The following is a 22,240-nucleotide window of genomic DNA, read 5'->3' as shown; positions in this document are numbered from 1 at the left end:
CGCAGGATCGCTTGTCTGCACGTCACCACGGCCCCGCCACGATCCCCCGTGCGGGGGATGCCGCCGCATCCGCCCCGGCTCTACGGTAAGAGGATGTCTGCAGCGCCGTTCACCCGCATCCCCAGCGTCCGCGAGCAGCGCAGCGACCTCGTGCTCGCGGCGGTCATGTTCGTGGGCGCCGTCCTCAGCGCCGCTCTCTCGACCGTGGCCGACATCTACGGCGACACCCGGGCAGAACCGTGGACGGCTCTCGTCTACGCGGTCGCGGTCACCGCACCGCTGGCGGTGCGTCGGCGCTGGCCGGCCCCGGTCGCGATCGCCGTGTCGCTGGCATACTTCCTCGCCATCTCGTTCCAGGTGCCCGAGATCTATGTCGGCAACATCGCCATGTTCGTGTCGCTCTATACGGTCGGCGCCTGGATGAACAACCGCCGGGCCGCGATGATCGTGCGCGTCGGCATCATCCTCGGCATGTTCGTCTGGCTGATCATCACGATGTACCGCGAAGCCATCGAAGAGGCGGCGAAGGCCGAGGTCGCGGCGGGACTCCTGTCTCCGTACCTCGCGTTCATGCTCATCCAGCTGCTGCTGAACGTGCTGTACTTCGGCGGCGCCTACTACTTCGGCGAGCGCTCCTGGCACGCCGCACGCGAACGCGCGGTGCTCGAGCAGCGCACGGCCGAACTCGAGCAGGAGCGCGAGGTGACCGCGGCGCAGGCCGTCGCCCTCGACCGCGTGCGCATCGCCCGAGAGCTGCATGACGTGGTCGCCCATCACGTGTCGGTCATGGGCGTGCAGGCGGGCGCCGCTCGTCTCGTGATCGATCAGGACCCTGCGAAGACCACGAGCATCCTCAGCGGCATCGAGGACTCCGCGCGCGATGCGATCCACGAGCTGCGGCAGTTGCTCGAGACGCTTCGCACACCCGGCGGCGAGACGGCGGATGCCGCGTCGACCGTGACGCTCGACGACATCCGCTCGTTGGTCGACGCGTCGTCGGAGGCGGGACTGCCCACCGACTATGCGGTGATCGGCACCCCGAGGCCCGTGCCCTCGGTCGTGTCCGTGAACCTGTATCGCATCACCCAGGAGTCGCTCACGAATGCCCGGCGTCATGCCGGCGTCGGCGCGACCGCCGATGTGCGCGTGCGCTACGACGATGACGGGGTCGAGGTCGAGATCGTCAACACCGGTCGCGCCGTGGCCGTGCTTCGCCCCGGACTCGGTCAGCTGGGCATGCGCGAGCGCGCCGCGGCATCCGGTGGCACGCTCGACGTCGCTCCTCGCGCGGCGGGAGGTCTGCGGGTGCGGGCTCGAGTTCCGCTGACCGGCGCCGGCGGCGCGCAGGCCGCGTCGCCGATCGAGACGGGTGTCTCCTCATGAGCGGGTCCGACGCACCCATCCGCGTTCTGCTCGTCGACGATCACGCGATGCTGCGAGCCGGATTCCGGACGATCCTCGACACGCAACCCGACATCACGGTGGTCGGCGAGGCGGCGACCGGCGCCGACGCCGTGGCGCAGGCATCCGCTCTGCGCCCCGACGTCATCACGATGGACGTGCAGATGCCCGACATGGACGGCATCGAGGCCACTCGGCGGATCGTCGCCGACCCGGAGGTCGGCGCGGCCATCGCGATCGTCACGACGTTCGATCGCGACGACTACCTCTATCAGGCGCTGGACGCCGGTGCGAGTGGCTTCCTGCTCAAGAACGCCGGCGCCGAGGATCTCATCGCCGCGGTGCGGGCCCTCGCCGCGGGCGACGGGATGCTGGCACCCGAGGTCACACGACGCGTACTGGCTCGGTTCACGACGGCCCCCGGACCGGCATCCGCACCGGCATCCGCCTCCGTGCCGTCGCAGGTCGCAGCGACCGTGCTCGCCGACCCGCTCACCGACCGTGAGGCGGAGGTGCTCGTGCTGCTGGCCGATGCGCGCAGCAACGCCGAGATCGCGAGCGCCCTGTTCATCGGAGAGGCGACGGTGAAGACGCACGTGTCGCGCATCCTGCAGAAGCTCGGCGCGCGCGACCGCGTGCAGGCCGTCGTCCTCGCGCACCGGATGGGATTGGCGTGACCTCGACACGCGATAGCCTCTGACCCATGCCGACCGCCGCGCCCCTCTCCCGACCGATCCTGGCCGGGGTGGTCACCGCGCTGGTCGGGTTCACGAGCTCGTTCGCCGTGGTGCTCACGGGCCTCAGCGCCGTCGGAGCGACCCCCGAGCAGGCCGCCAGCGGGCTGCTCGCGGTCAGTCTCACGATGGGGCTCGCCTGCGTCGTCCTCGCCTGGCGATATCGGATGCCGATCACCGTCGCCTGGTCGACTCCCGGCGCCGCCCTCCTCGCCGCCACCGGAGCAGTGGACGGCGGATGGTCGGCAGCGGTCGGCGCGTTCCTCGTCACGGCCGCGCTCATCCTGCTCACGGCGCTGTGGCCCGCTCTCGGCACCCTGATCGCCCGCATCCCTCCGTCCATCGCGCAGGCCATGCTCGCCGGAGTGCTCCTGCCCCTCTGTCTCGCACCGATCACCGGACTCGTCGCGAATCCGTGGGGCGTGGTTCCCGTGGTGATCACGTGGTTGGCCTTCGCGCGTCTCGCGCCGCGGTGGGCCGTGCCGCTCGCCTTCGTCGCGGCAGCAGTCGTGGTGGCCGTCTCGTTGGTGCAGGAGAGCACGGCAGTGGATGCCGGACTCCTCGTCCCCCGGATCGAGCTGACCGCCCCCACGTTCACGGTCGGCGCTCTGGTCGGGGTGGCGCTGCCGCTGTTCATCGTGACGATGGCCTCGCAGAACGTGCCGGGCATCGCCATCATGCGCAGCTTCGGCTACGAGGTCCCCTGGCGTCCGGCGATGCTCGTCACGGGTGTCGGCACCGCGATCGGCGCGACGGCAGGCGGCCATGCGATCAACCTCGCGGCGATCAGCGCGGCCCTCGCCGCTTCACCCGACGCCGATCCCGACCCACGGCGCCGGTGGGTCGCCGGTGTCTCGACCGGCGTCTCGTACCTCGTGCTCGGCGGCTTCTCGGCAGCGTTCGCCGCGCTGGTGCTGCTCGCTCCCGACGCAGTCATCCCGGCTGTCGCGGGGCTCGCGCTGTTCGCCGCCTTCGGGTCGTCGGTGCAGCAGGCGATCGACGACCACGGCGAGCGCATCCCCGCCGTGGTGACCTTCCTGGTGGCGGCATCCGGCATCGCGGTGCTGGGCGTCAGCGCCGCATTCTGGGCTCTCGTGGCCGGACTCCTCGTGCGCACCGCTCTGCACGCCGGCCGTCGCTGACGCTGCGGAGAAGGCGCTCGGCTACCGTGGACGCGTGACAGTTCCCACGCCCGCTCCTGTGCCGTCGGCCGGTGCTCCCGCCGGGTCCTTCGACGCCCGCGCCCTGCTCGATCCGGTGAATTCCGCCGAGGTCGACGCGTTCGCACGCGCCCAGCGCACCGCTCACCCCACGTCGGCCGCACGGATCATCGCCTGGGTCGGCGTCGGATTCGCGCTGCTCTGCGTAGTCCCCATCTTCGGGATCATGATCCTCGGCCTCGGCTATGCGGTCGGTCAGGAGGCGGGGGTCGCCGTCGCCGCGCTCATCGGGCTCGTGCTTCTCGCCGGCATCGTCGTCGGCGTCGTGATGCTCGTGCGCCGCAGCATCCGCCTGCGCAACATCACTCGCTTCCGCCTCGCGCGATTCGCCCGGGCCAATGCCATGAGCTATCTCGACCGCATCGACGAGCCGCCCCTGCCCGGCATGATCTTCTCGTCGGGCTCGAGTCGGATGTCGACCGACGTGCTGCGCGGCGTGGAGCCGCGTTTCGTCGAGTTCGGCAACTACCAGTACACGACCAGCAACGGCAAGCAGTCGACGACGCATCGCTGGGGATACGTCGCGGTCAAACTCGACGTGCCGCTGCCGAACATCGTGCTCGACGCGCTCGGCAACAACACGCTCGGCAGCACGCTCGCTGGCGCCTTCAGAAGCGACCAGCGCCTCTCACTAGAGGGCGACTTCGACCGCTACTTCTCGCTCTACTGCCCGACGGGCTATGAGGTCGATGCGCTCTACCTGTTCACCCCCGATGTGATGGCGCGCTTCATCGACCACGCCGCGCAGCTCGACGTCGAGATCGTCGACGACTGGCTCTTCCTCTATGCACGACGCGATGTCTCGACCCTCGACCCGGCCACCTGGGCATGGCTGTTCGGAGCCGTCGGGGCGCTTCTCACGAAGCTCGACCAGTGGGCGCGCTGGCGCGATGACCGGCTGCGGCTCACGCAGCATCCGGGATCCCCGGCAGCACTGCAGAGTCCCGGGCAGATTCCAGGGCAGCATCCGGGCCCCTATCCGGGAGCTCCCGCCCTGCCGTTCGCTGCGCCCGCAGGGCTGCTCACTCCCCCGCCGCCGGGCGTCGCCCTGCCCGGTCAGCGCCTCCGGCGACGCAGCCCCTGGCTGATCGTCGGGATCATCGTCGGCGTCATGTTCGTCGTGACCATGGCCCCGTTCGCCCTCGGGATCCTCTCGGTGCTCTTCCTGCGCTGACGCCGGCTCTCCCCCGCACGGCGGACCACCGTCGCCTCCCGCGTTGCGCAACTCCACCCGCAGATCCGTCACGCGGGGGATGCCGCGGTCCCGCACCGCGCCATAGCGTGAGGGCATGACCACAGGAAAGCTCGTACTCACCGGCATCACCAAGAGCTACGGCTCTCGGCGCGTGCTCGACGACGTCTCATTCGAGGTGGCGCCGGGGCGCCTCACCGGGTTCGTCGGCGGCAACGGCGCCGGCAAGACCACGACCATGCGCATCGTCCTCGGGCTGCTCGGCTCCGACGGGGGCACCGTCGCACTCGACGGTCGGCCGCTGTCGAGCACCGACCGGCGCCACTTCGGCTACATGCCCGAAGAGCGCGGCCTCTACCCGAAGATGAAGGTGCTCGAGCAGATCGTCTACCTCGCCCGCCTGCACGGCTTCAGCAAGGCGGATGCCGAGTCGCGCGCGACCGCGCTGCTCACCGAGCTGGGACTCGGCGAGCGCCTGGGAGACACGATCGAGTCGCTGTCGCTCGGCAACCAGCAGCGCGCGCAGATCGCCGCCGCCCTCGTGCACGACCCCGAGGTGCTCATCCTCGACGAGCCGTTCTCGGGCCTCGACCCGCTCGCGGTCGACGTCGTCGCGTCGGTGCTCCAGGCGAGCGCCGCCAAGGGCGCGTCGATCCTGTTCTCCTCGCACCAGCTCGATGTGGTCGAGCGGCTCTGCGACGACCTGGTGATCCTCGCCGGCGGCACGATCCGCGCGGCCGGCTCGCGCGACGGGCTGCGCGCTCAGCACGCCGGCGACCGCTACGAGCTGGTCTCCGCCGGGGATGCCGGCTGGCTGCGCGCCGAGCCCGGCGTGACCGTGATCGATTTCGAGGGCGGCTACGCCCTGTTCGACGCCGAAGACGCCGACACCGCGCAGCGCGTGCTGCGCACCGCCGTCGAACGCGGAGACGTCGCGAGCTTCGCCCCCAAGCATCCGTCCCTCGCCCAGATCTTCAAGGAGGTCATCCAGTGAGCACCTCGAACACCACCGGGTCTGCAGGCTCGCCCTCGCAGGCATCGATGATCTGGCTCGTCGCCGAGCGGGAGATCGGGTCGAAGCTGCGCAGCAAGGCGTTCCTGATCTCCACCGGAATCCTGCTGCTGCTCGCCCTCGCCGGCATCGTGATCGGGGGCTTCGCGAGCAAGAACACCGATGCGATGCCCGTCGCAGTGACCTCCGAGACGGCATCCGAGGTGTCGGCTCTCCCCTCAGTCGAGATCACCGAGGTCGCCGACCAGGCCGCGGCCGAAGAGCTCGTGCGATCGGAGGAGGTCGACGCCGCGGTGCTCCCCGGCGACGGACCGACCGGGGTGACGATCATCGCTCTCAAGGATGCCCCGACCAGCCTCGTGTCGGCGCTGTCGCAGGCACCCGACATCGAGATCCTCGAACCGGCCACGACGAACCCGCTGCTGCGGTACTTCATCGCGATCGCGTTCGGAGTCGTCTTCATGGGTGCGGCGGCGACCTTCGGCGGCACCATCGCGCAGAGCGTCGTGGAGGAGAAGCAGACCCGCGTGGTCGAGATCCTGCTGTCGACCATCTCGGCCCGCACGCTGCTGGCGGGCAAGGTGATCGGCAACACGATCCTCGCGATGGGTCAGATCCTCGCCCTCGCCGCGGTCGCCACCATCGGTCTCATAGCGACGGGTCAACGCGAGGTGCTGTCGACCCTCGGCGCCCCGATCATCTGGTTCGCCGTGTTCTTCCTCTTCGGCTTCATCCTGCTGGCGGCTCTGTTCGCCGCTGCCGCATCGATGGTCTCGCGTCAGGAGGACATCGGCTCGACCACCACCCCGATCACGATGCTGATCATGGCGCCGTACATCCTGGTCATCTTCTTCAACGACAACCCGCTGGTGCTGACGATCATGTCGTACGTGCCGTTCTCGGCTCCGGTCGGCATGCCGATGCGGCTGTTCGTCGGCGAGGCGCAGTGGTGGGAGCCGCTGCTCAGCCTCGTGATCCTGCTCGCCAGCTGCGTCGCGGCGATCATGATCGGCGCGAAGATCTACGAGAACTCGCTGCTGCGCATGGGGTCGCGGGTCAAGCTCGGCGAGGCGCTGCGCGGCTGAGGTCGCTCGGACATCCCTCCATCGACGAGGCCCCACCCCGCAGACGTCTGCAGGGTGGGGCCTCGTCGTTCAGACGGTCACAGTCCGGGATCAGATCAGGCCCTCCGACAGGGTCGTCGGGTTGCCGAACCGGTGGTTCGTGATCGAGACGGCCTGCTCGTGCAGGAACGGCAGCATCTCGACGCGACCCGCACCCGTCACGGCGTGCGACCAGACGGCGACATCAGGCGTGCCACCGAGGGCCTCGAACAGGGCCGACGCATCGCCGCCCACCAGGCGCACGCGCTGCCAGGTGTGCTCGGCCTTCGCCGCGGCCTTCGCGTAGCGCTTGACCCAGGCGGCGTCGTTCTCGATCTTCGGAGTCACGCCCTGCGCGCGCAGCGCCTTCTCGACGCGAGACGGCAGAGCGGATGCCGACACCGTGAACGGGCTGCCGCTGCGCAGCGCAGAGGCGATCACGCGGATGCCGTCGGCGAGCGACGCCGCCTCGGCGATGCGCACGTCGACGGCGACCGGGCGGTACCGGAACACGTTGCGCTCGACACCGAGACCGGACTTGTCGCTCACGGCGCCGAACTCGTCGACCCAGGCACGCTCGTCGGACGCGGCGGCGCGATGCAGCCACTCGATCTCGACGGCGCCGAGGTCTGCACCCGCAGCGGCGAGCACGGCCTCGACGGCCGAGTTCACGGCGGCGCCGGGCGCTGCGGCGGGAAGTTCGGCCGGGGCCCACTCTCCGAGGCCGAACAGGTAGTTCGGGCCACCGGCCTTCGCGCCGGCACCGACCGCGGAGCGCTTCCAGCCGCCGAACGGCTGACGCTGCACGATCGCGCCGGTGATGCCGCGGTTGACGTAGAGGTTGCCGGCCTCGACCTGGTCGAGCCAGGTGGCGACCTCATCGGAGTCGAGCGAGTGGATGCCGGCGGTGAGGCCGTAGTCGACGGCATTCTGCAGACGGATCGCCTCGTCGAGGTCCTTCGCGCGCATGATGCCGAGCACGGGTCCGAAGAACTCCGTCAGGTGTGTGGTCGAGCCCGGAGCGACGCCGATCTTGACGCCGGGAGTCCACTGACGCCCCTCGTCGTCGAGCTTCTTCGGCTCGACGAGCCAGCGCTCGCCCTTTTCGAGAGTCGTCAGCGCGGTGAGCAGCTTGCCGTTCGCCGGCTCGATGATCGGTCCCATCTGGGTCGCCGGGTCGTCGGGCAGGCCGACGCGCATCGAGGTGACGGCGTCGACCAGCTGACGCTCGAAGCGCTGCGAGTCGGCGACCGAGCCCACGAGGATCGCGAGCGATGCCGCCGAGCACTTCTGCCCCGCGTGACCGAACGCGCTGCGGGCGACGTCGGCGGCCGCGAGGTCGAGGTCGGCCGACGGCGTCACGATGATCGCGTTCTTGCCGCTGGTCTCGGCGAGCAGCGGCAGGTCGGAGCGGAACGAGCGGAACAGCTGCGCCGTCTCGTAGGCACCGGTGAGGATGACCCGGTCGACCTCGGGGCTGGCGACGAGGCGCGTGCCGAGATCGCGGTTCGCGAGATCGACGAGGGCGAGCAGGTCACGCGGCACACCGGCCGCCCACAGCGCCTCGACCATGACCGCGCCGCAGCGCTGCGTGAGCTTGGCGGGCTTGATGATCACACCGGAGCCCGAGGCGAGGCCGGCGAGCACTCCACCGGCGGGGATCGCGACCGGGAAGTTCCACGGCGGCGTCACCACGGTGACCTTCGACGGGACGAACTCCGCACCCGAGACGTTCTCGAGGTCGAGGGCACGCTCGGCGTAGTAGTGCGCGAAGTCGATCGCCTCCGAGACCTCCGGGTCGGCCTCGGCGATGGTCTTGCCCGCCTCGTGGGCCATGATCTCGATCAGCTGGCCGCGACGGGCTGCGAGCTCGTCGCCCGCGCGGTGCAGCACGGCCGCACGCTCGGCGGCCGGCAGGGCGGCCCACCGCACGGCGGCGGCGGATGCGGCGGCGAAGATGCCGTCGAGCTCGTCGGTCGTCTCGACCTTGGCGAGAGCGATCGAGTCGAGACCCAGAGTCGACTCCACCGACCGCGCCAGGATCTCGCGACCCCAGGTGCGGTTCGCGGCGATCGCCGGGTCGCTGTCGGGCTGGTTCTCGAAACCGGTGGTGACCTCACCACCGGCACCCGCGGCGGCCTCGGCCGCACGGTCCTGCACGCGGTTCGACGAGGGCACGGAGCGGTCGGCCTCGAGACCGGCCAGGGAGCGCTCGAAGCGCTCACGCTCGCGAGTGAGCAGTGCGGGGTCCGATGCCAGCTCGAACACGGCCGACATGAAGTTCTCCGGGCTCGCGTTCTCCTCGAGGCGGCGCACGAGGTACGCGATGGCCACGTCGAACTCGGCCGGGTTCACCACGGGCGTGTAGAGCAGCAGCTGACCGACGTCCTTGCGGACGGCCTCGGCCTGACCCGTCGCCATGCCGAGGAGCATCTCGTACTCGACGGCATCCGTCACCCCGCGGGCCTGCGCCAGCAGCCAGGTGTATGCGATGTCGAAGAGGTTGTGTCCCGCGACGCCGATGCGCACGGCATCCAGTCGCTCGGGCGTCATCGACCAGTCGAGCACCCGCTTGTAGTTCGTGTCGGAATCCTGCTTGGTTCCGTAGGTGGCGAGCGGCCAGCCGTGCACCGCCGAGTCGACGTGCTCCATGGCGAGGTTCGCGCCCTTGACGACGCGCACCTTGATCGGCGCACCGCCCTTCGCGCGGCGAGCCGAGGCCCACTCCTGGAGATGCTGCATCGCGCCGAGCGCATCGGGCAGGTAGGCCTGCAGCACGATCCCGGCCTCGAGCTTCTCGAGCCCGGGCTGGTCGAGGATGCTGGTGAACGCCGCGATCGTCAGGTCGAGGTCGCGGAACTCCTCCATGTCGAGGTTGATGAACTTGGTCTTGCCGGCGGCCTCCGAGGTCGCGGCGAGCTCGTACAGGGGGGTGAGCTTCTCGACGACGTCGGCCACGGCCTCGTCGAACGACCACATCGACAGCTGGCTGACGACGCTCGACACCTTGATCGACACGTAGTCCACGTCCTTGCGGGCGAGGAAGTCGTAGGTGCCCTGCAGGCGGCGGCCGGCCTCACGCTCGCCGAGCACCGCCTCGCCGAGGAGGTTGAGGTTCAGGCGGTTGCCGCTCTTGCGCAGCTTCGCGATCGCCGGGCCGAGCTTCGACGGCGTCGCGTCGAGCACGAGGTGCCCGACCATCGCGCGCAGCACGCGGCGCGAGATCGGCACGACGACGCCGGGCAGCTTGGGCGCCCAGAAGCCGCCGGTCTTGATCGCGGCGCGGAGGTAGCCGGGCAGCAGCGAGGGCGTGATGTCCGAGAGGTCGGCGAGAGCGCGGCCGGCGACACTGAGGTCTTCCGGGCGCATCACGCCGTCGACGAAGCCGACCGTGAAGGCGAGTCCGTTCGGGTCCTTGAGAACCTCGGAGAGACGCTGCGCTGCGGGCTCGACGGGGTGCGTCTCGCTCTCGGTGAGCCAACGCTGCACGAGGGCGGCGACCTCGTCGGTGCTCGGCGTGGTGTCGGGGGTGGTGGTGTCGGCGACGACAGTCATCGGGGTGAGCCTTCCAGGGGGATCGCACACCCGGGAACGTGTGCGGCTCGATCATTGTCAGCCTCGCCGGTAGGCTACGTCTATCAACCGATTCGGGACCATTCTGTTCAGCCGGAGTGAACGATGGGGACGACTCCGAAAGGCTCAGGATGCTCGACGTCAACCGACTGCGGATGCTGGTCGAACTGTCCCGTCGCGGCACGCTCTCGGCCGTCGCCGATGCGCTCTCGTACAGCAAGGCTTCGGTGTCGCAGCAGCTCAGCGCCCTCGAACGAGACGTCGGCGTCCCGCTGCTCCGCCGGGTGGGGCGCGGCGTGCAGTTCACCCCGCAGGGCACCGTGCTCGTGGCCGAGGCGATCGGCATCCTCGATCAGCTCGAACACGCCGAAGTGGCGGTCGCCGAGTCGCTCACGGAGGTGACCGGCACCGTGCACATCGCGGTCTTCCAATCGACGGCGCACTCCCTGCTCCCCGGGGCGCTCAACGCGCTGCGCGAGCAGCATCCGGCCCTGCGCGTGGAGGTCACCGAGAGCGATCCCGAGACCGGGCTCGTCGGCGTCTCGAGCCGCGACTTCGACCTGATCCTCGCCGAGCAGTACCCCGGTCGCACCCGCCCGATCCACGCCGATCTCGATCGCGTGGTGCTCGTGCACGACTCCATCACGCTGGCCAGGAAGCCGGGGACCCGGGATGCCGAGGACGCCGTCGCCGCGCTCTGGTCGACCAGGGATGCGCCGTGGGTGCTCGAACCCGCAGGCACGGCGTCGCGAGCCTGGGCCGAGCAGCTGTGCCGCACCGCCGGCTTCGAGCCCGACGTGCGCTTCGAGGTCGCCGATCTCACGGCGCACGTGCGTCTGATCCGCGCCGGTCTCGCCGTCGGACTCCTTCCCGAGCTCGTGTGGGCCGGCGAGGCACCGACCGTCGCGCTCACGCCGCTGCCCGATGAGCCACGTCGGGAGATCTTCTCCTCCGCTCGTCGGGTATCGGCCGCAGCGCCGTCGATCCGTGCGGTGCGGCGAGCTCTCGCCTCCGCCGCATCCCGCAACCTGCTGGACTGAGCGCGGATCGTCCCCCGACGTCATCTCGCGTCATCGGGAATATGCGTTCACATACATCTGTTGAGACCCTCGTACCCGGACGAAGGAGTCCGATCGACTCCTTTTCGAAAGGCACTTCCGTGAGCACTCCCGTGATCGACCGCACCGCCCCCACCGAGCACCCCGTCCTCGACGTCCTCGCCGGGCGCTGGAGCCCCCGCGCCTACGACGCCGAGACCACGATCGACGACGCCAAGCTGAACGCCGCCCTCGAGGCCGCACGCTGGTCGCCGTCGGCCTACAACCTGCAGCCGTGGCGGTTCATCGTCGCTCGCCGCGGCACCGCACTGTTCGACCAGGTCGTCGACTCGCTGGTCGAGTTCAACCAGCTCTGGGCCTCGAAGGCCTCGGCGCTCGTCGTCGCGATCGCCGAGACCGAGTCCGAAGAGGGCAAGGCGATCAGCCACGCGGTCTACGACCTCGGCCAGGCCGTCGCGCACTTCTCGGTGCAGGCCCACCACGAGGGTCTTCTCGTGCACCAGATGAGCGGCTTCGACCCCGAGGTCATCCGCGAGTTCGCCGACCTGTCGCCGCGATTCTCCGCCCTCACCGTCATCGCTGTCGGTGAGCTCGGTGACGCCGCCGGTCTTCCTGAAGGACTCCAGCAGGGCGAGGTCGCCCCGCGCGTGCGTCGCCCGATCGACGAGACCGTCATCCTCAGCGCCTGACGCATCGCCCACGGGCGACACACAAGAGGGGCGGATGCCATGGCATCCGCCCCTCTTGTCATGCCCGGGGGTGACCGAGGCACATGGCCGGGTCCTACTCGTCGAGCAGCTCGGCGTCGATCACATCGTCGTCGTCGGATCCGAGATCGGGCTCGGGCTCGGGTGACGTCGACGTGAGCATGAGCCCGCTGCCGTCGACCGCGACGTCGACCCTGACCAGGTCGCCGTCGTGCACGCCGCCCGAGAGCAACGCCGTGGCCAGCTTGTTCTGCACCTCGGTCTGGATGAGACGCCGCAGCGGCCGGGCGCCGAACATCGGGTCGTAGCCGCGCTCGGCGAGCCACGACCGCGCGTCGGGCGTGACCGCCAGAGTGAGTCGCCGATCGCGCAGGCGGTCGTGCAGCTGGTCGATCGACAGCTCGACGATCTGCGCCAGGTCGTCCTGACTGAGCGCGGAGAACATCACGATGTCGTCGAGACGGTTGAGGAACTCGGGCCGGAACGCCTGGTGCACGAGCGCCATCACCTGCTCGCGCTTCTCATCGGGCGACAGCGTCGGATCGATGAGGATCGGCGAACCGAGGTTCGAGGTGAGGATCAGGATGACGTTCGAGAAGTCGACCGTGCGGCCCTGTCCGTCGGTCAGTCGACCGTCGTCGAGAACCTGCAGCAGCACGTCGAAGACCTCGGGGTGCGCCTTCTCGACCTCGTCGAGCAGCACGACGCTGTAGGGACGCCGTCGCACCGCCTCGGTCAGCTGACCGCCCTGCTCATAGCCCACGTACCCGGGAGGGGCTCCGACGAGCCGGGAGACGGAGTGCTTCTCGCCGTACTCCGACATGTCGATGCGCACCATGGCGCGCTCGTCGTCGAACAGGAAGTCGGCCAGGGCCTTCGCCAGCTCGGTCTTTCCGACACCGGTCGGGCCGAGGAACAGGAACGATCCGGTCGGGCGACCGGGGTCGCTGATGCCCGCACGCGAGCGCCGCACGGCATCGGAGACGGCCTTCACGGCATCCTTCTGCCCGATCAGGCGCTTGCCGAGCTCGGATTCGAGGTGCAGCAGTCGCTCGCTCTCACCCTGCAGCAGTCGCCCGACGGGGATGCCGGTCCATGCGGCGATCACGGCGGCGATGTCCTCGTCGGTGACCTGCTCGTTGACCATGCGACCCTCGGTCGACACCGTCGCCTCGGCCTGCTCGGCCTCGGCGATGTCGCGTTCGAGGCGCTTGATCGTCTCGTACTCGAGCTTCGAGGCGCGCGTGTAGTCGGCCTCCCGCATCGCGAGGTCGCGCTGGGTGATCGCATCGTCGAGCTGCTTCTTCAGGTCGCCGACACGGTTGAGGCCCTGGCGCTCGCGCGCCCAGCGGGCTTCGAGCTCGGCGAGCTGCGCCTCCATGCCCACGAGCTGCTCGCGGAGGGCCGCGAGCCGCTCTTTCGACGCGGCGTCCTTCTCGCGCTTGAGCGCCAGCTCTTCGAGCTTCATGCGGTCGACCTGACGCTTCAGCTGGTCGATCTCGACCGGCGACGAATCGATCTCCATCTTGAGCCGCGACATCGACTCGTCGATCAGGTCGATCGCCTTGTCAGGAAGCTGCCTGGCCGGCAGGTACCGGTTCGACAGTGCCGCGGCGGCGACCAGCGCGCTGTCGGCGATCGTCACCCCGTGATGCGCTTCGTAGCGGCCCTTGAGCCCCCGGAGGATCGCGATGGTGTCCTCGACCGTGGGCTCACCGACGTAGACCTGCTGGAAGCGACGCTCGAGAGCGGCGTCCTTCTCGATGAACTCCCGATACTCGTTGAGAGTCGTCGCGCCGATCAGACGCAGCTCGCCCCTGGCCAGCATCGGCTTGAGCATGTTCGACGCCGCGACCGAGCCTTCGCCGCCGCCCGCGCCCATGAGCACGTGCAGCTCGTCGATGAAGGTGATGATCTGCCCGTCGGATTCGGTGATCTCCTTGAGGACGCTCTTCAGCCGCTCCTCGAACTGGCCGCGGTACATCGCCCCGGCGACGAGGGCCGAGATGTCGAGCGACACGAGCTCCTTGTCCTTGAGCGACTCGGCGACGTCACCCGCCACGATGCGCTGGGCGAGCCCCTCGACGACGGCCGTCTTGCCGACGCCGGGCTCGCCGATCAGCACGGGGTTGTTCTTCGTGCGACGGGTGAGCACCTGGCTGACTCGACGGATCTCGCTGTCTCGCCCGATCACCGGGTCGAGCTTGCCCTGTCGGGCACGGTCGGTCAGATTGATACCGAACTGCTGGAGGGCGGACTGCTGGTCATCGTTCTGGGGACTGCTCTGCGGGCTTGGCATGTGTTCCTCCTGGGGAGACTCCTTCGGGTCGGCATCCACAAAGTTGAGTGGATGTGACTCAAGTTTAGCGCATTCTGCGCGCGGCATCCAGGATCACGCGGGCGACCTCGAGCTTCGATCCCGCGGCGGATGCCACGACCTCACCTCCCGCCCCGACGATCTCGACCGCGTTGTCGCGCTTCTCGAAGCCGTGATCGGCGTTCGCGAGGTTCACCGCGAGCAGGTCGACGCCCTTGCGCTCGCGCTTGCGGCGAGCGCGCTCGCGACGTTCGTCCGCGTCCTCCGACGTCTCGGCCGCGAAGGCGACGATGGTCTGCCCCTGCGGCGCACGGCCGTCGGCGCGGGATGCCGCGAGCGCGGCGACCACGTCCTCGTTCTCGACCAGGTCGAGGTGCGTGAGCACGCCCTGCTCCTTGGTGAGCTTGTGCTCCGACACCGTCGCGGGGCGGTAGTCGGCGACGGCGGCGGCCATGATGACGATGTCGGCAGCCCCGGCGGCATCCTTCATCGCGTCGGCGAGCTCGACCGCGGTCCCGACCGGGACGACCCTGACGGACGGATGCCGGGCATCGGCCAGCACATCGGCTGAGATGTTGGCGGCGACCAGCGTGACGTTCGCGCCGCGGGCTGCGGCGTCCACCGCGAGCGCGATGCCCTGTCGGCCGCTCGACCGGTTGCCGAGGAAGCGCACGGGATCGATCGGCTCCCTGGTGCCGCCCGCGGACACGACCACACCCAGCCCGCCGAGGTCACGCGGCGCGAGGAGCGCGACGGCCGCCTCGAAGATCTGCTCCGGCTCCGACATGCGGCCGGGCCCTCTGTCGCCCCCGGCGAGCTCGCCGTCGGACGGGCCGACCAGATGCACTCCGCGCGACCTCAGGGTCGCGATGTTCGCCTGCGTGGCGGCGTTGCGCCACATCTCGGCGTGCATGGCCGGCGCGATGAGCACCGGAGCCTCGGTCGCGAGCAGCGTGGTGCCGAGCAGATCGTCCGCGATGCCCGCGGTGATCTTCGCGATCGAGTTCGCCGTCGCGGGGGCGACGATCACCAGGTCGGCGTTCTGGCCCAGTGCGACATGACGCACCCGCGCGACGTCGTCATGCACGCTCGTCGTGACCGGATGCCGGCTCAGAGCCTCCCACGTCGGGGTGCCGACGAATCGCAGGGCGTCCTCGGTCGGAACGACGGTCACCTCGTGTCCGGCCTTCGTCAGCAGACGCACCAGGTGCACTGTCTTGTATGCGGCGATGCCACCCGTAACCCCGACGACGATGTTCACGGTTCGATTCTGCCCCAGCATCCGACGTCGCGGGCCCGGGACTGCGACGCGCTTCTAGACTGGATCCCGTGTGCACCGTGGTGATCGATGTGGCCGGATCCGAGACCGCGCGACTGCTCGCGGTGCGCGATGAAGACCCGCAACGGGAGTGGGATGCCCTCGGCGAATGGTGGCCGGACGCCTACCCCGGGGTCTCGGGCATCCGCGACCGGCGTGCCGGTGGCGCGTGGCTCGCGGTGAATGCGGCGGACAGACGACTCGCGGTGCTGCTGAACCGCGCCGACGTCGTGGATCTCGCGGCAGACGTCGCCGTCTCTCGCGGTTCGCTCGCCCTCGAATCGGTCATGGGGCGGTCCCCGGTGGCTCCGCTTCCCATGCACGGCTTCAACCTGCTCGAGGTTCGGCCGGAGGGAGCGCGCGTGCTGAGCTGGGACGGCGCGGAGCTGCGCGAGACACCGCTCGGCGACGGCATCCACATGATCGCGCACGACGACCTCGACGACCTCGGCACTCCCCGGATCGCGGCGTGGCTGCCGGAGTTCCGGGCGCTCGGGCCCGCCGCCGACAGCGGCGACTGGACCGGCGAGTGGACGACGCTGCTCGCCTCGTCGGCACGGTTGGACCCGGAGGACGATCGGGCGATCATCCGCGACAACCGTCCGCACGGCTACCCGACCCAGTCGCTGCTGTACTGCACCGCCGAGGTCACCCCCGACAGCGTCGACGTCGACTATCGCGCGCTTCCCAGCCCCGGCCACTGGGACCACTGAGCAGCGAGCTCCGCTGAGCGCCGCGTGCGTCGCGCCGTGCAGCGTGCTCCGCTGAGCGCCGCGTGCGTCGCGCGGTGCCGCGCTCAGGCCGCAGACGACTCGCCGTCGTCGGCGCACGAGAAGCGCGCACGGTAGGCCGTCGGGGTGGTGCCGAGCACCCGCGAGAAGTTCTGCCGCAGCACGGCAGCCGACCCGAAGCCGCACTCGTCGGCGATCTGCTCGAGCGACAGATCGCTGCGCTCGAGCATCCGCTGGGCGTGCAGCACACGCTGCCGCGCCAGCCAGGCCGCCGGAGTCGCGCCGTACTCCGCCTTGAACCGTCGGGCGAACGTGCGGGGAGACATGAGCGCGCGGGCCGCGAGCTGGTCGACGCCGAGATCGTCGCGGAGGTGCGCGACGGCCCAGTCCGCGACGGCGGCGAGCGAATCGTTCTGCGCGACGGGGATCGGACGGTCGATGAACTGCGCCTGGCCTCCGTCGCGCTGCGGCGGCACGACCATGCGACGGGCGATGCGGTTGGTGAGCTCTGCCCCGAGCTCGATCCGCAGCAGGTGCAGGCAGGCGTCGATGCCCGCCGCCGTGCCTGCGCTCGTGATGATGCGGTCGTCCTGCACGAAGAGCACGTCGGGGTCGATGTCGATCTCGGGATACATCTCGGCCATCACGTCGGAGTACATCCAGTGCGTGGTCGCCCGACGCCCGTCGAGCACTCCGGCGGCGCCGAGGATGAAGGATCCGCTGCAGATCGTCAGCACCCAGGCGCCGCGCGCGACCGCGTCGCGGGCGACCTCGAGGAGCAGCGGGTCGATCTGCGTCCAGTACTCCCGGGGAACCGGACACAGGATGACGAGGTCCGCTTCGTAGGCGAACGACAGGTCGTGCTCGACGTTGATCGAGAAGCCGAGCTTCGACTGCACGACACCGGGGTGCGGAGCGACGACCCGGAAGTCGAAGTTCGGGACCCCGTCGTTCGACCGGTCCAGTCCGAACGCCTCGCAGGCGAGGCCGAACTCGAACGGCGCGAATCCGTCTTGGACGACGCAGGCGACGGTCTTCATCATGGCGCTCTCCCGGTTTGGCAGTTTTCCTACGTGCAGAGTCTATTCTGCCACTCGTGGCAGATCAACAGTGATCGTAGCTTTTCTGCCATGTTCCTCATCATCGCACTCATAGCCCTCGCCGTGTGGGCTCTCGTGTCCACGGTCATCGAACTCCGCCGCGACGGATACCGACGCGTTCCCACCGACTGGTCCCGCGTCGCCGATCGAGACGCGCTCGACCGAGCGGAGACCGGGCGCGTCTATCGCTGAACCGGAGCGGAATCTCCCAGCGCGCCGGCATGCGCGGCTACGCTCGTGTGCATGAGCGAGCCCCAGCAGCCTCCCGCGCAGCCACACGGAACTCCCCCGGACTACGCGGGCTCGCACTATCCGGCGCAGCCGGTACCGCAGCCGACACCGCAGCCGACGCAACCGCAGCACGCGCCGCACGACGGCCAGCCGTACGCCGGACAGCCCTACCCCGGACAGCAGCATGCCGGACAGCCCTATGCCGGACAAACATATGCCGGACAGCCGTACCCGGGCGAGCAGCGTCCGGCCCAGCCCGGAGCCGGCCTCGGGCGCACCGCCTTCCTCCTCGCTCTGGTCTCGCTCGCGATCGGGCTTGTCGTCACGCTGTCGTACCCTCTGATGTTCCGGATGACGGGCGACCCCTTCGCGATCGGCGCGTTCTCGGCGATCGGCAACGGACTCGTGCTGGTCGTCGCCGTCGTCGGACTCATCCTCGGCCTGATGTCGGTGCGACGACCGGGGCCGAAGATCCTCGCCGGCATCGCGATCGGCGTCACCGCATCGCAGCTCGTCGGAATCGTCATCTCGTGGGTGTCGAATCTCTTCTACGCACTTCCCTTCTGACCGTCCGGAGAATCGATGAGCGACCAGCAGCAGAACCCAGACGCCCCCCAGGATTCGGGCCAGCCGTATACGCAGCCAGGCCAGCCGTACGCGCAACGCGGCCAGCCCTATGCGCAACCCGGCCAGCCGTACGCGCAACCCGGCCAGCCCTCCGGACAGCCCGCCCAGCCCTACGGAGTCGCGACGCCGCCGTACGCATCAGGGCAGACAGCACCGCGGCCCGGGAGCCTCGGTCGCACCGCGTTGATCGTGGCGGTGAGTGCCGCGGCCGTGGGGCTCTTCTTCCAGATCGTCACCCCGTTCATGTACATGAGCGTCGGCTACCAGTTCGTCGATCTGCTGTCGAACCTCGTGAATCTCATCGTGCTGGCCGGCGCGGGTGCCGGTCTGGTGCTGGGACTCATCGCGCTTCGGCGCCCGGCACCTCACCTGCTCGCGGCGATCGCGATCGGCGTGGGCGGCAGCGCCGTCGTCGGCACCCTCGTCTCGTGGGTGTCGAACCTGTTCTACTACTTCGGGTTCTGAGTGCGAGACTCGGCCGCGAGCACGCGGTCGTAGACCTCGATCATCGCGGCGGTGCGCGACGACTGACGGAACGACTCCGAGACTTCGCGCATGGGCAGAGGTGCGGTGCCGGCAGCGATGTCGGATGCCGCGCGGCGCAGCGTCTCGACGAGACCCGCCCGTCGCTGGTCCTCGGTGCCTGACGCACCCGGGACCGCCCAGAGACCGCCACCCAGTTCTGCGGCGATGTCGGGGTCGCTGATCACAGACGGCGTGCCGAGCGTCGCCGCCTCGAACGGCGTCATCCCCTGCGTCTCGAAGCCGATCGAGGTCTGCACGAGCGCGTCAGCGGCGGCGATTCGCGCCAGCGTGTCGGGATAGCTGAGCTTGCCGGCGAATCGGACAGTCGGCAGGTCCTCGACGATCTTCTCGGCCGCGGCTCGCTGGGCGCCTCCGCCGATGATCTCGAGATCGGCATCGACCCCCGATTCGACGAAGGCCTCGAGGAAGGGGAGCAGTCGCTTCTCGGGGCTCATGCGCCCGAGCCAGACGAAACGGGGGCGCCCCGGTTCACGCTCGCCGGGCGCGGCGGCGAGGGTCGCGTCGCGGATGTCGTCGTCGATGCCGTTCCACACCACATCGACCGGACTGAATACCCCATGCTCTTCGAGGCGTCGGGCGAAGTGGGTCGACGGTGCTGTCACCGCTGACGCGCCGCCGGCGATTCCACGCAGGAACGCCCAGCCGTCACTGCCGCCGATCGTCGGCACCACCCCCGCGAGCGCCCGGCGCCGCCAGATGTTCAACGCAGAGAGCACCGGTCCATGCAGCGGGGTGACCGCGGCGATCCCCACGTCCACGCGGTTGTGCATGGTGTGCACGACGGGAATGCCGTGTCGAGCCGCATATCGGTGCCCGATGAACGCACCCCAGAAGTCCGCCTGGACATGCACGAGATCCACGGGCGGTCGATGCGTCAGCGCCCGATCGAGGAAGCGATCCGTGCGGCGTCCGGGCCAGCTCATCGAATACTCGCGGTCGACGGTGATCGGCACCGACGGCAGGTCGAGGTTCGAGGGATCGGTGCCGCCTGCAGCCCGCGATCCGTGCATCTTCGGTGCCACGACGGTCACGGTGTGGCCCGCGCGCTCGAGGAACTCGCGCTGCAGCCGCATCGACACCTGCGCCCCGCCGAGCGAGTCGAGGTGCTGATCGCCGAAGAAGACGATGTGCATGGCGGGTGCCGTCACTCGGGCAGGGGCTCGTCGCGGTACAGCGCCTCGAAGGTGTCGAGCGTGCGGTTGATGTCGTGGATCGCGACGCCGTCGAGAGATGCCTGCTGCATACGGGCGTACTCCCCGGGTGACGCGCTCAGCACATCGGTGAGCCGCGCCGCCAGGGCATCGGCATTGCCCGGTTCGAACAGGTAGCCGTTCTCGCCGTCGTGCACGAGGTGGGGCAGTGCGACGGCATCCGCCGCGACGATCGGGAGCGCGGAGGCCATGGCTTCCATCGTCGCGATCGACTGCAGCTCGGCGATCGAGGCGATCGTGAAGACCGAGGCACGCGAGAGCAGCGCCCGCAGTTCCTCATCGCTGGTGCGTCCGTGGAACGTCACGCGGTCGGCGAGGCCGAGCTGGTGCGAGAGATTCTCGAGCTGCTTGCGCTGGTCCCCGCCGCCGACGATGTCGAACGTGGCGTGCAGTGCGGGGTCGAGCTTCGTCATCGCCTGCAGGATGACCTCGACCTGCTTCTCGGCGGTCAGTCGGCCGACGAAGATGATGCGATTCGCGTCACGGGGCGCGACGACCGGCGTGTACTGGGTGCGGTCGATGCCGCAGCTGACGGGAATGACGTTCTCGACGGCGACGGTGCGCTCGAGGAAGTCGGCTGCTCGACGCGTCGGCGTCGTGATCGCGCGGGTCAGTGCGAAGGTGCGCTTCGCGTCTCCCCACGCCCACCGCAGCACGAGATCGTCGATGAACTTCGGCATCGTGGTGTGGTCGAGGATGTTCTCGGCCATCACATGGTTCGTCGCGATCACCGGGATGCCCCGCTCGTGGGCGATGCGCGAGAGGCCGCGACCGATCACGATGTGCGACTGGATGTGCACGACGTCGGGCTGCACGTCGTCGATGATCTTGCGGGCGTAGTGCTTCACGCGCCACGGCCAGACGAAGCGGAGCCAGTCGTGCGGAGCCCAGCGCACCGAGGGCAGTCGGTGAAGAGTCATCGGCTCGCCCTCGATGACCTCCGTCCGCGCGGGCGTGCGGCGGTAGACCAGGTTCGGGGCGACGACATGCACGTCGTGGCCGCGCTGCACGAGACCGGCGGCGAGGCGCTCGGCGAAGCGCGCGGCGCCGTTGATGTCGGGCGCGAAGGTGTCGCATCCGATCAGGATGCGCAGCGGACGGGGTCCCGTGTGGGGAGCGACGTCGGAAGCACTCGTCGGATCGGAGGTAGAGGAGGACATTCTGCCTTACGGTACGGCGGCCAGGGGAGCCCGATCGGGCGCTCGCCACTCTACCCGAGGGGCTTGTTCGAGCTGCTGAGGCATACCGGCATCCCTCAGCCTCACCCCCTACCGTGGAGGCATGCGACTGACTGCCGACGCCGACCCGCAACTGTGGATCCCCGTGACGGATTCGCTCGGATGGAGGGGTCGCCGGCACCGCAAGGCGGCGATCCGGATGCTGTTGGGGCAGGTGAACTCGGCGATCGGCGCCACGCAGCGTCCGGGCTCGCGGCTCGGCGCCTGGGCGATGAGCCAGGCGGCGCCGATGCTGATGCGCCGGGCGGACGGGCGCGTGCTCGTCTGGACCTGGAAGGCGGACCCTGAGCTGGTCGTGGCGATGGCGACCGCGCAGGCGCTGACTCCCGAAGTCCGGATCGCCCGCGCCTCGATGCCGATGGACTACGACGACACCCAGTCCTTCTCGAGCCGCTGGCTGGGCACGGGAGAGAAGCTCGTCGTGGCGATGCCGCCGTCCCCTGCATCTCCGCCGTTCGTCACCTACACCTGGGACACCGGCACGCACCTGGTGACGTTGACCGCGATGTGCAGCGACCGCGGACGCTTCGGCACGCTCGACGGTGCGCTCGATGACCTCGCGCGCAGCATCCGGGTCGCCGATGAGGTCACGGGCGGCGAATCTCCCGAGGTGCTCCGCCTCGGACCCGCCTGAGCTCGATTCTCCCGCCCGAGCGGCGGTTGCCAGAGTTCGATCGCGGGACCTTCCCGGGTCGTGGATGCGGGCGAAGGTGCCCTATTCGGCTGTTCTTCTCCGGTCAACGCCGTCAGGTCAGACCCGCATAGGGGCAGCTCGAACGTGCACGTTCCGCAGGACGCTGAGCCTCGGTGTGCGCCATCGTTCGTCGGGATCCCACCATCCCGGTCCCCGCACCTGCGGGACCCCGTCGTCCATGCGGATCTCCCACCCCGAGGTCCCGAGGGATCGGTGGTGCCACCAGC

19 protein-coding genes are annotated in these 22,240 nt (G+C 69.6%); 13 read left to right on the top strand and 6 right to left on the bottom strand.

Annotation, left to right across the window (positions count from 1 at the left end):
- Positions 1-93 precede the first annotated feature (93 nt).
- The 6 genes from LQZ85_RS13980 (at position 94) to LQZ85_RS13955 (ending at position 6,644) form a co-directional block, all read left to right on the top strand.
- Positions 94-1,383 (top strand): sensor histidine kinase, encoded by a 1,290-nt coding sequence (locus LQZ85_RS13980; protein WP_187250614.1) that lies wholly within the window; start codon positions 94-96, stop codon positions 1,381-1,383.
- Complete coding sequence (locus LQZ85_RS13975; protein WP_053098030.1) at positions 1,380-2,078, top strand: response regulator transcription factor; 699 nt, start codon at positions 1,380-1,382, stop codon at positions 2,076-2,078. Before LQZ85_RS13980 ends, LQZ85_RS13975 begins: the two co-directional genes overlap by 4 nt.
- Positions 2,079-2,104: 26 nt before the next feature.
- The gene (locus tag LQZ85_RS13970) at positions 2,105-3,277 is read left to right on the top strand and encodes a benzoate/H(+) symporter BenE family transporter (protein WP_230101035.1); all 1,173 of its coding nucleotides are present in this window, start codon (positions 2,105-2,107) and stop codon (positions 3,275-3,277) included.
- 34 nt (positions 3,278-3,311) lie between these two features.
- Entirely contained in the window at positions 3,312-4,529 is a 1,218-nt protein-coding gene (locus tag LQZ85_RS13965; protein WP_230101034.1) for a hypothetical protein, read from the top strand.
- A 115-nt stretch (positions 4,530-4,644) separates the two neighbouring features.
- Entirely contained in the window at positions 4,645-5,541 is an 897-nt protein-coding gene (locus LQZ85_RS13960) for an ATP-binding cassette domain-containing protein (RefSeq protein ID WP_053098032.1), read from the top strand.
- 47 nt (positions 5,542-5,588) lie between these two features.
- Positions 5,589-6,644: an ABC transporter permease gene (locus LQZ85_RS13955; RefSeq protein ID WP_230101065.1), complete on the top strand. Its 1,056-nt coding sequence runs from the start codon at positions 5,589-5,591 to the stop codon at positions 6,642-6,644.
- A gap of 90 nt (positions 6,645-6,734) precedes the next feature.
- On the opposite strand, the gene LQZ85_RS13950 is transcribed toward LQZ85_RS13955, so the two are convergent.
- A complete protein-coding gene (locus LQZ85_RS13950) occupies positions 6,735-10,217 on the bottom strand; it encodes a bifunctional proline dehydrogenase/L-glutamate gamma-semialdehyde dehydrogenase (RefSeq protein ID WP_230101033.1) in 3,483 nt (1,160 codons plus the stop codon).
- Between the two features lie 149 nt (positions 10,218-10,366).
- Here LQZ85_RS13950 and LQZ85_RS13945 point away from each other — a divergent pair, with 149 nt between their 5' ends.
- Both LQZ85_RS13945 and LQZ85_RS13940 read left to right on the top strand, forming a co-directional pair.
- On the top strand, positions 10,367-11,275 hold the full coding sequence (locus LQZ85_RS13945) for a LysR substrate-binding domain-containing protein (protein ID WP_053098034.1): 909 nt from the start codon (positions 10,367-10,369) through the stop codon (positions 11,273-11,275).
- A 119-nt stretch (positions 11,276-11,394) separates the two neighbouring features.
- Complete coding sequence (locus LQZ85_RS13940; RefSeq protein ID WP_053098035.1) at positions 11,395-11,982, top strand: nitroreductase family protein; 588 nt, start codon at positions 11,395-11,397, stop codon at positions 11,980-11,982.
- A 94-nt stretch (positions 11,983-12,076) separates the two neighbouring features.
- Here LQZ85_RS13940 and LQZ85_RS13935 read toward each other — a convergent pair whose 3' ends face one another.
- Positions 12,077-14,299: an AAA family ATPase gene (locus tag LQZ85_RS13935; RefSeq protein WP_230101032.1), complete on the bottom strand. Its 2,223-nt coding sequence runs from the start codon at positions 14,297-14,299 to the stop codon at positions 12,077-12,079.
- A gap of 64 nt (positions 14,300-14,363) precedes the next feature.
- The gene (gene coaBC, locus LQZ85_RS13930) at positions 14,364-15,578 is read right to left on the bottom strand and encodes a bifunctional phosphopantothenoylcysteine decarboxylase/phosphopantothenate--cysteine ligase CoaBC (RefSeq protein ID WP_230101031.1); all 1,215 of its coding nucleotides are present in this window, start codon (positions 15,576-15,578) and stop codon (positions 14,364-14,366) included.
- A 68-nt stretch (positions 15,579-15,646) separates the two neighbouring features.
- Between coaBC and LQZ85_RS13925 the strand changes: the two genes are divergently transcribed.
- Positions 15,647-16,348: an NRDE family protein gene (locus tag LQZ85_RS13925; protein ID WP_056280366.1), complete on the top strand. Its 702-nt coding sequence runs from the start codon at positions 15,647-15,649 to the stop codon at positions 16,346-16,348.
- Positions 16,349-16,431: 83 nt separating this feature from the next.
- Here the strand turns inward: LQZ85_RS13925 and LQZ85_RS13920 are convergent, their stop codons facing one another.
- A complete protein-coding gene (locus tag LQZ85_RS13920) occupies positions 16,432-17,406 on the bottom strand; it encodes a helix-turn-helix domain-containing protein (protein WP_171822003.1) in 975 nt (324 codons plus the stop codon).
- A gap of 90 nt (positions 17,407-17,496) precedes the next feature.
- Here LQZ85_RS13920 and LQZ85_RS13915 point away from each other — a divergent pair, with 90 nt between their 5' ends.
- The 3 genes from LQZ85_RS13915 to LQZ85_RS13905 are packed head-to-tail and all read left to right on the top strand — an operon-like array spanning position 17,497 to position 18,789.
- Positions 17,497-17,658 carry a hypothetical protein gene (locus LQZ85_RS13915; protein WP_171821952.1) on the top strand — a complete coding sequence of 54 codons (162 nt, stop codon included), beginning with the start codon at positions 17,497-17,499 and terminating at the stop codon, positions 17,656-17,658.
- Positions 17,659-17,709: 51 nt separating this feature from the next.
- Positions 17,710-18,264: a hypothetical protein gene (locus LQZ85_RS13910; RefSeq protein WP_157538304.1), complete on the top strand. Its 555-nt coding sequence runs from the start codon at positions 17,710-17,712 to the stop codon at positions 18,262-18,264.
- A 15-nt stretch (positions 18,265-18,279) separates the two neighbouring features.
- Complete coding sequence (locus LQZ85_RS13905; protein ID WP_082586710.1) at positions 18,280-18,789, top strand: hypothetical protein; 510 nt, start codon at positions 18,280-18,282, stop codon at positions 18,787-18,789.
- Here the strand turns inward: LQZ85_RS13905 and LQZ85_RS13900 are convergent.
- On the bottom strand, positions 18,774-20,018 hold the full coding sequence (locus tag LQZ85_RS13900) for a glycosyltransferase family 4 protein (protein ID WP_321163945.1): 1,245 nt from the start codon (positions 20,016-20,018) through the stop codon (positions 18,774-18,776). The two genes, LQZ85_RS13905 and LQZ85_RS13900, sit on opposite strands and share 16 nt — an antisense overlap.
- A complete protein-coding gene (locus tag LQZ85_RS13895) occupies positions 20,015-21,241 on the bottom strand; it encodes a glycosyltransferase (protein ID WP_056280360.1) in 1,227 nt (408 codons plus the stop codon). The genes LQZ85_RS13900 and LQZ85_RS13895 overlap by 4 nt, the downstream gene beginning before the upstream one ends.
- Before the next feature lie 121 nt (positions 21,242-21,362).
- Between LQZ85_RS13895 and LQZ85_RS13890 the strand changes: the two genes are divergently transcribed.
- Positions 21,363-21,953 carry a hypothetical protein gene (locus tag LQZ85_RS13890; protein ID WP_056280357.1) on the top strand — a complete coding sequence of 197 codons (591 nt, stop codon included), beginning with the start codon at positions 21,363-21,365 and terminating at the stop codon, positions 21,951-21,953.
- The last annotated feature ends 287 nt before the right edge of the window (positions 21,954-22,240 follow it).

The organism is Microbacterium sp. Bi98 (genome assembly GCF_918698045.1).
Taxonomy (GTDB): Bacteria; Actinomycetota; Actinomycetes; order Actinomycetales; family Microbacteriaceae; genus Microbacterium.
The sequence above is the reverse complement of the archived record's forward strand: the minus strand, read 5'-3'. Positions and strand labels throughout refer to the sequence as shown.

Excerpts from the sequence above, each read along its gene's own strand:
- LQZ85_RS13905 (WP_082586710.1), top strand. The coding sequence starts at position 18,280 with ATGAGCGACCAGCAGCAGAACCCAGACGCCCCCCAGGATTCGGGCCAG.
- LQZ85_RS13890 (WP_056280357.1), top strand. The coding sequence starts at position 21,363 with ATGCGACTGACTGCCGACGCCGACCCGCAACTGTGGATCCCCGTGACG.
- LQZ85_RS13935 (WP_230101032.1), bottom strand. The coding sequence starts at position 14,299 with ATGCCAAGCCCGCAGAGCAGTCCCCAGAACGATGACCAGCAGTCCGCC.
- LQZ85_RS13910 (WP_157538304.1), top strand. The coding sequence starts at position 17,710 with ATGAGCGAGCCCCAGCAGCCTCCCGCGCAGCCACACGGAACTCCCCCG.
- LQZ85_RS13895 (WP_056280360.1), bottom strand. The coding sequence starts at position 21,241 with ATGTCCTCCTCTACCTCCGATCCGACGAGTGCTTCCGACGTCGCTCCC.
- LQZ85_RS13970 (WP_230101035.1), top strand. The coding sequence starts at position 2,105 with ATGCCGACCGCCGCGCCCCTCTCCCGACCGATCCTGGCCGGGGTGGTC.
- LQZ85_RS13915 (WP_171821952.1), top strand. The coding sequence starts at position 17,497 with ATGTTCCTCATCATCGCACTCATAGCCCTCGCCGTGTGGGCTCTCGTG.
- LQZ85_RS13955 (WP_230101065.1), top strand. The coding sequence starts at position 5,589 with ATGATCTGGCTCGTCGCCGAGCGGGAGATCGGGTCGAAGCTGCGCAGC.
- LQZ85_RS13920 (WP_171822003.1), bottom strand. The coding sequence starts at position 17,406 with ATGAAGACCGTCGCCTGCGTCGTCCAAGACGGATTCGCGCCGTTCGAG.
- LQZ85_RS13945 (WP_053098034.1), top strand. The coding sequence starts at position 10,367 with ATGCTCGACGTCAACCGACTGCGGATGCTGGTCGAACTGTCCCGTCGC.
- LQZ85_RS13950 (WP_230101033.1), bottom strand. The coding sequence starts at position 10,217 with ATGACTGTCGTCGCCGACACCACCACCCCCGACACCACGCCGAGCACC.
- LQZ85_RS13980 (WP_187250614.1), top strand. The coding sequence starts at position 94 with ATGTCTGCAGCGCCGTTCACCCGCATCCCCAGCGTCCGCGAGCAGCGC.
- LQZ85_RS13975 (WP_053098030.1), top strand. The coding sequence starts at position 1,380 with ATGAGCGGGTCCGACGCACCCATCCGCGTTCTGCTCGTCGACGATCAC.
- LQZ85_RS13960 (WP_053098032.1), top strand. The coding sequence starts at position 4,645 with ATGACCACAGGAAAGCTCGTACTCACCGGCATCACCAAGAGCTACGGC.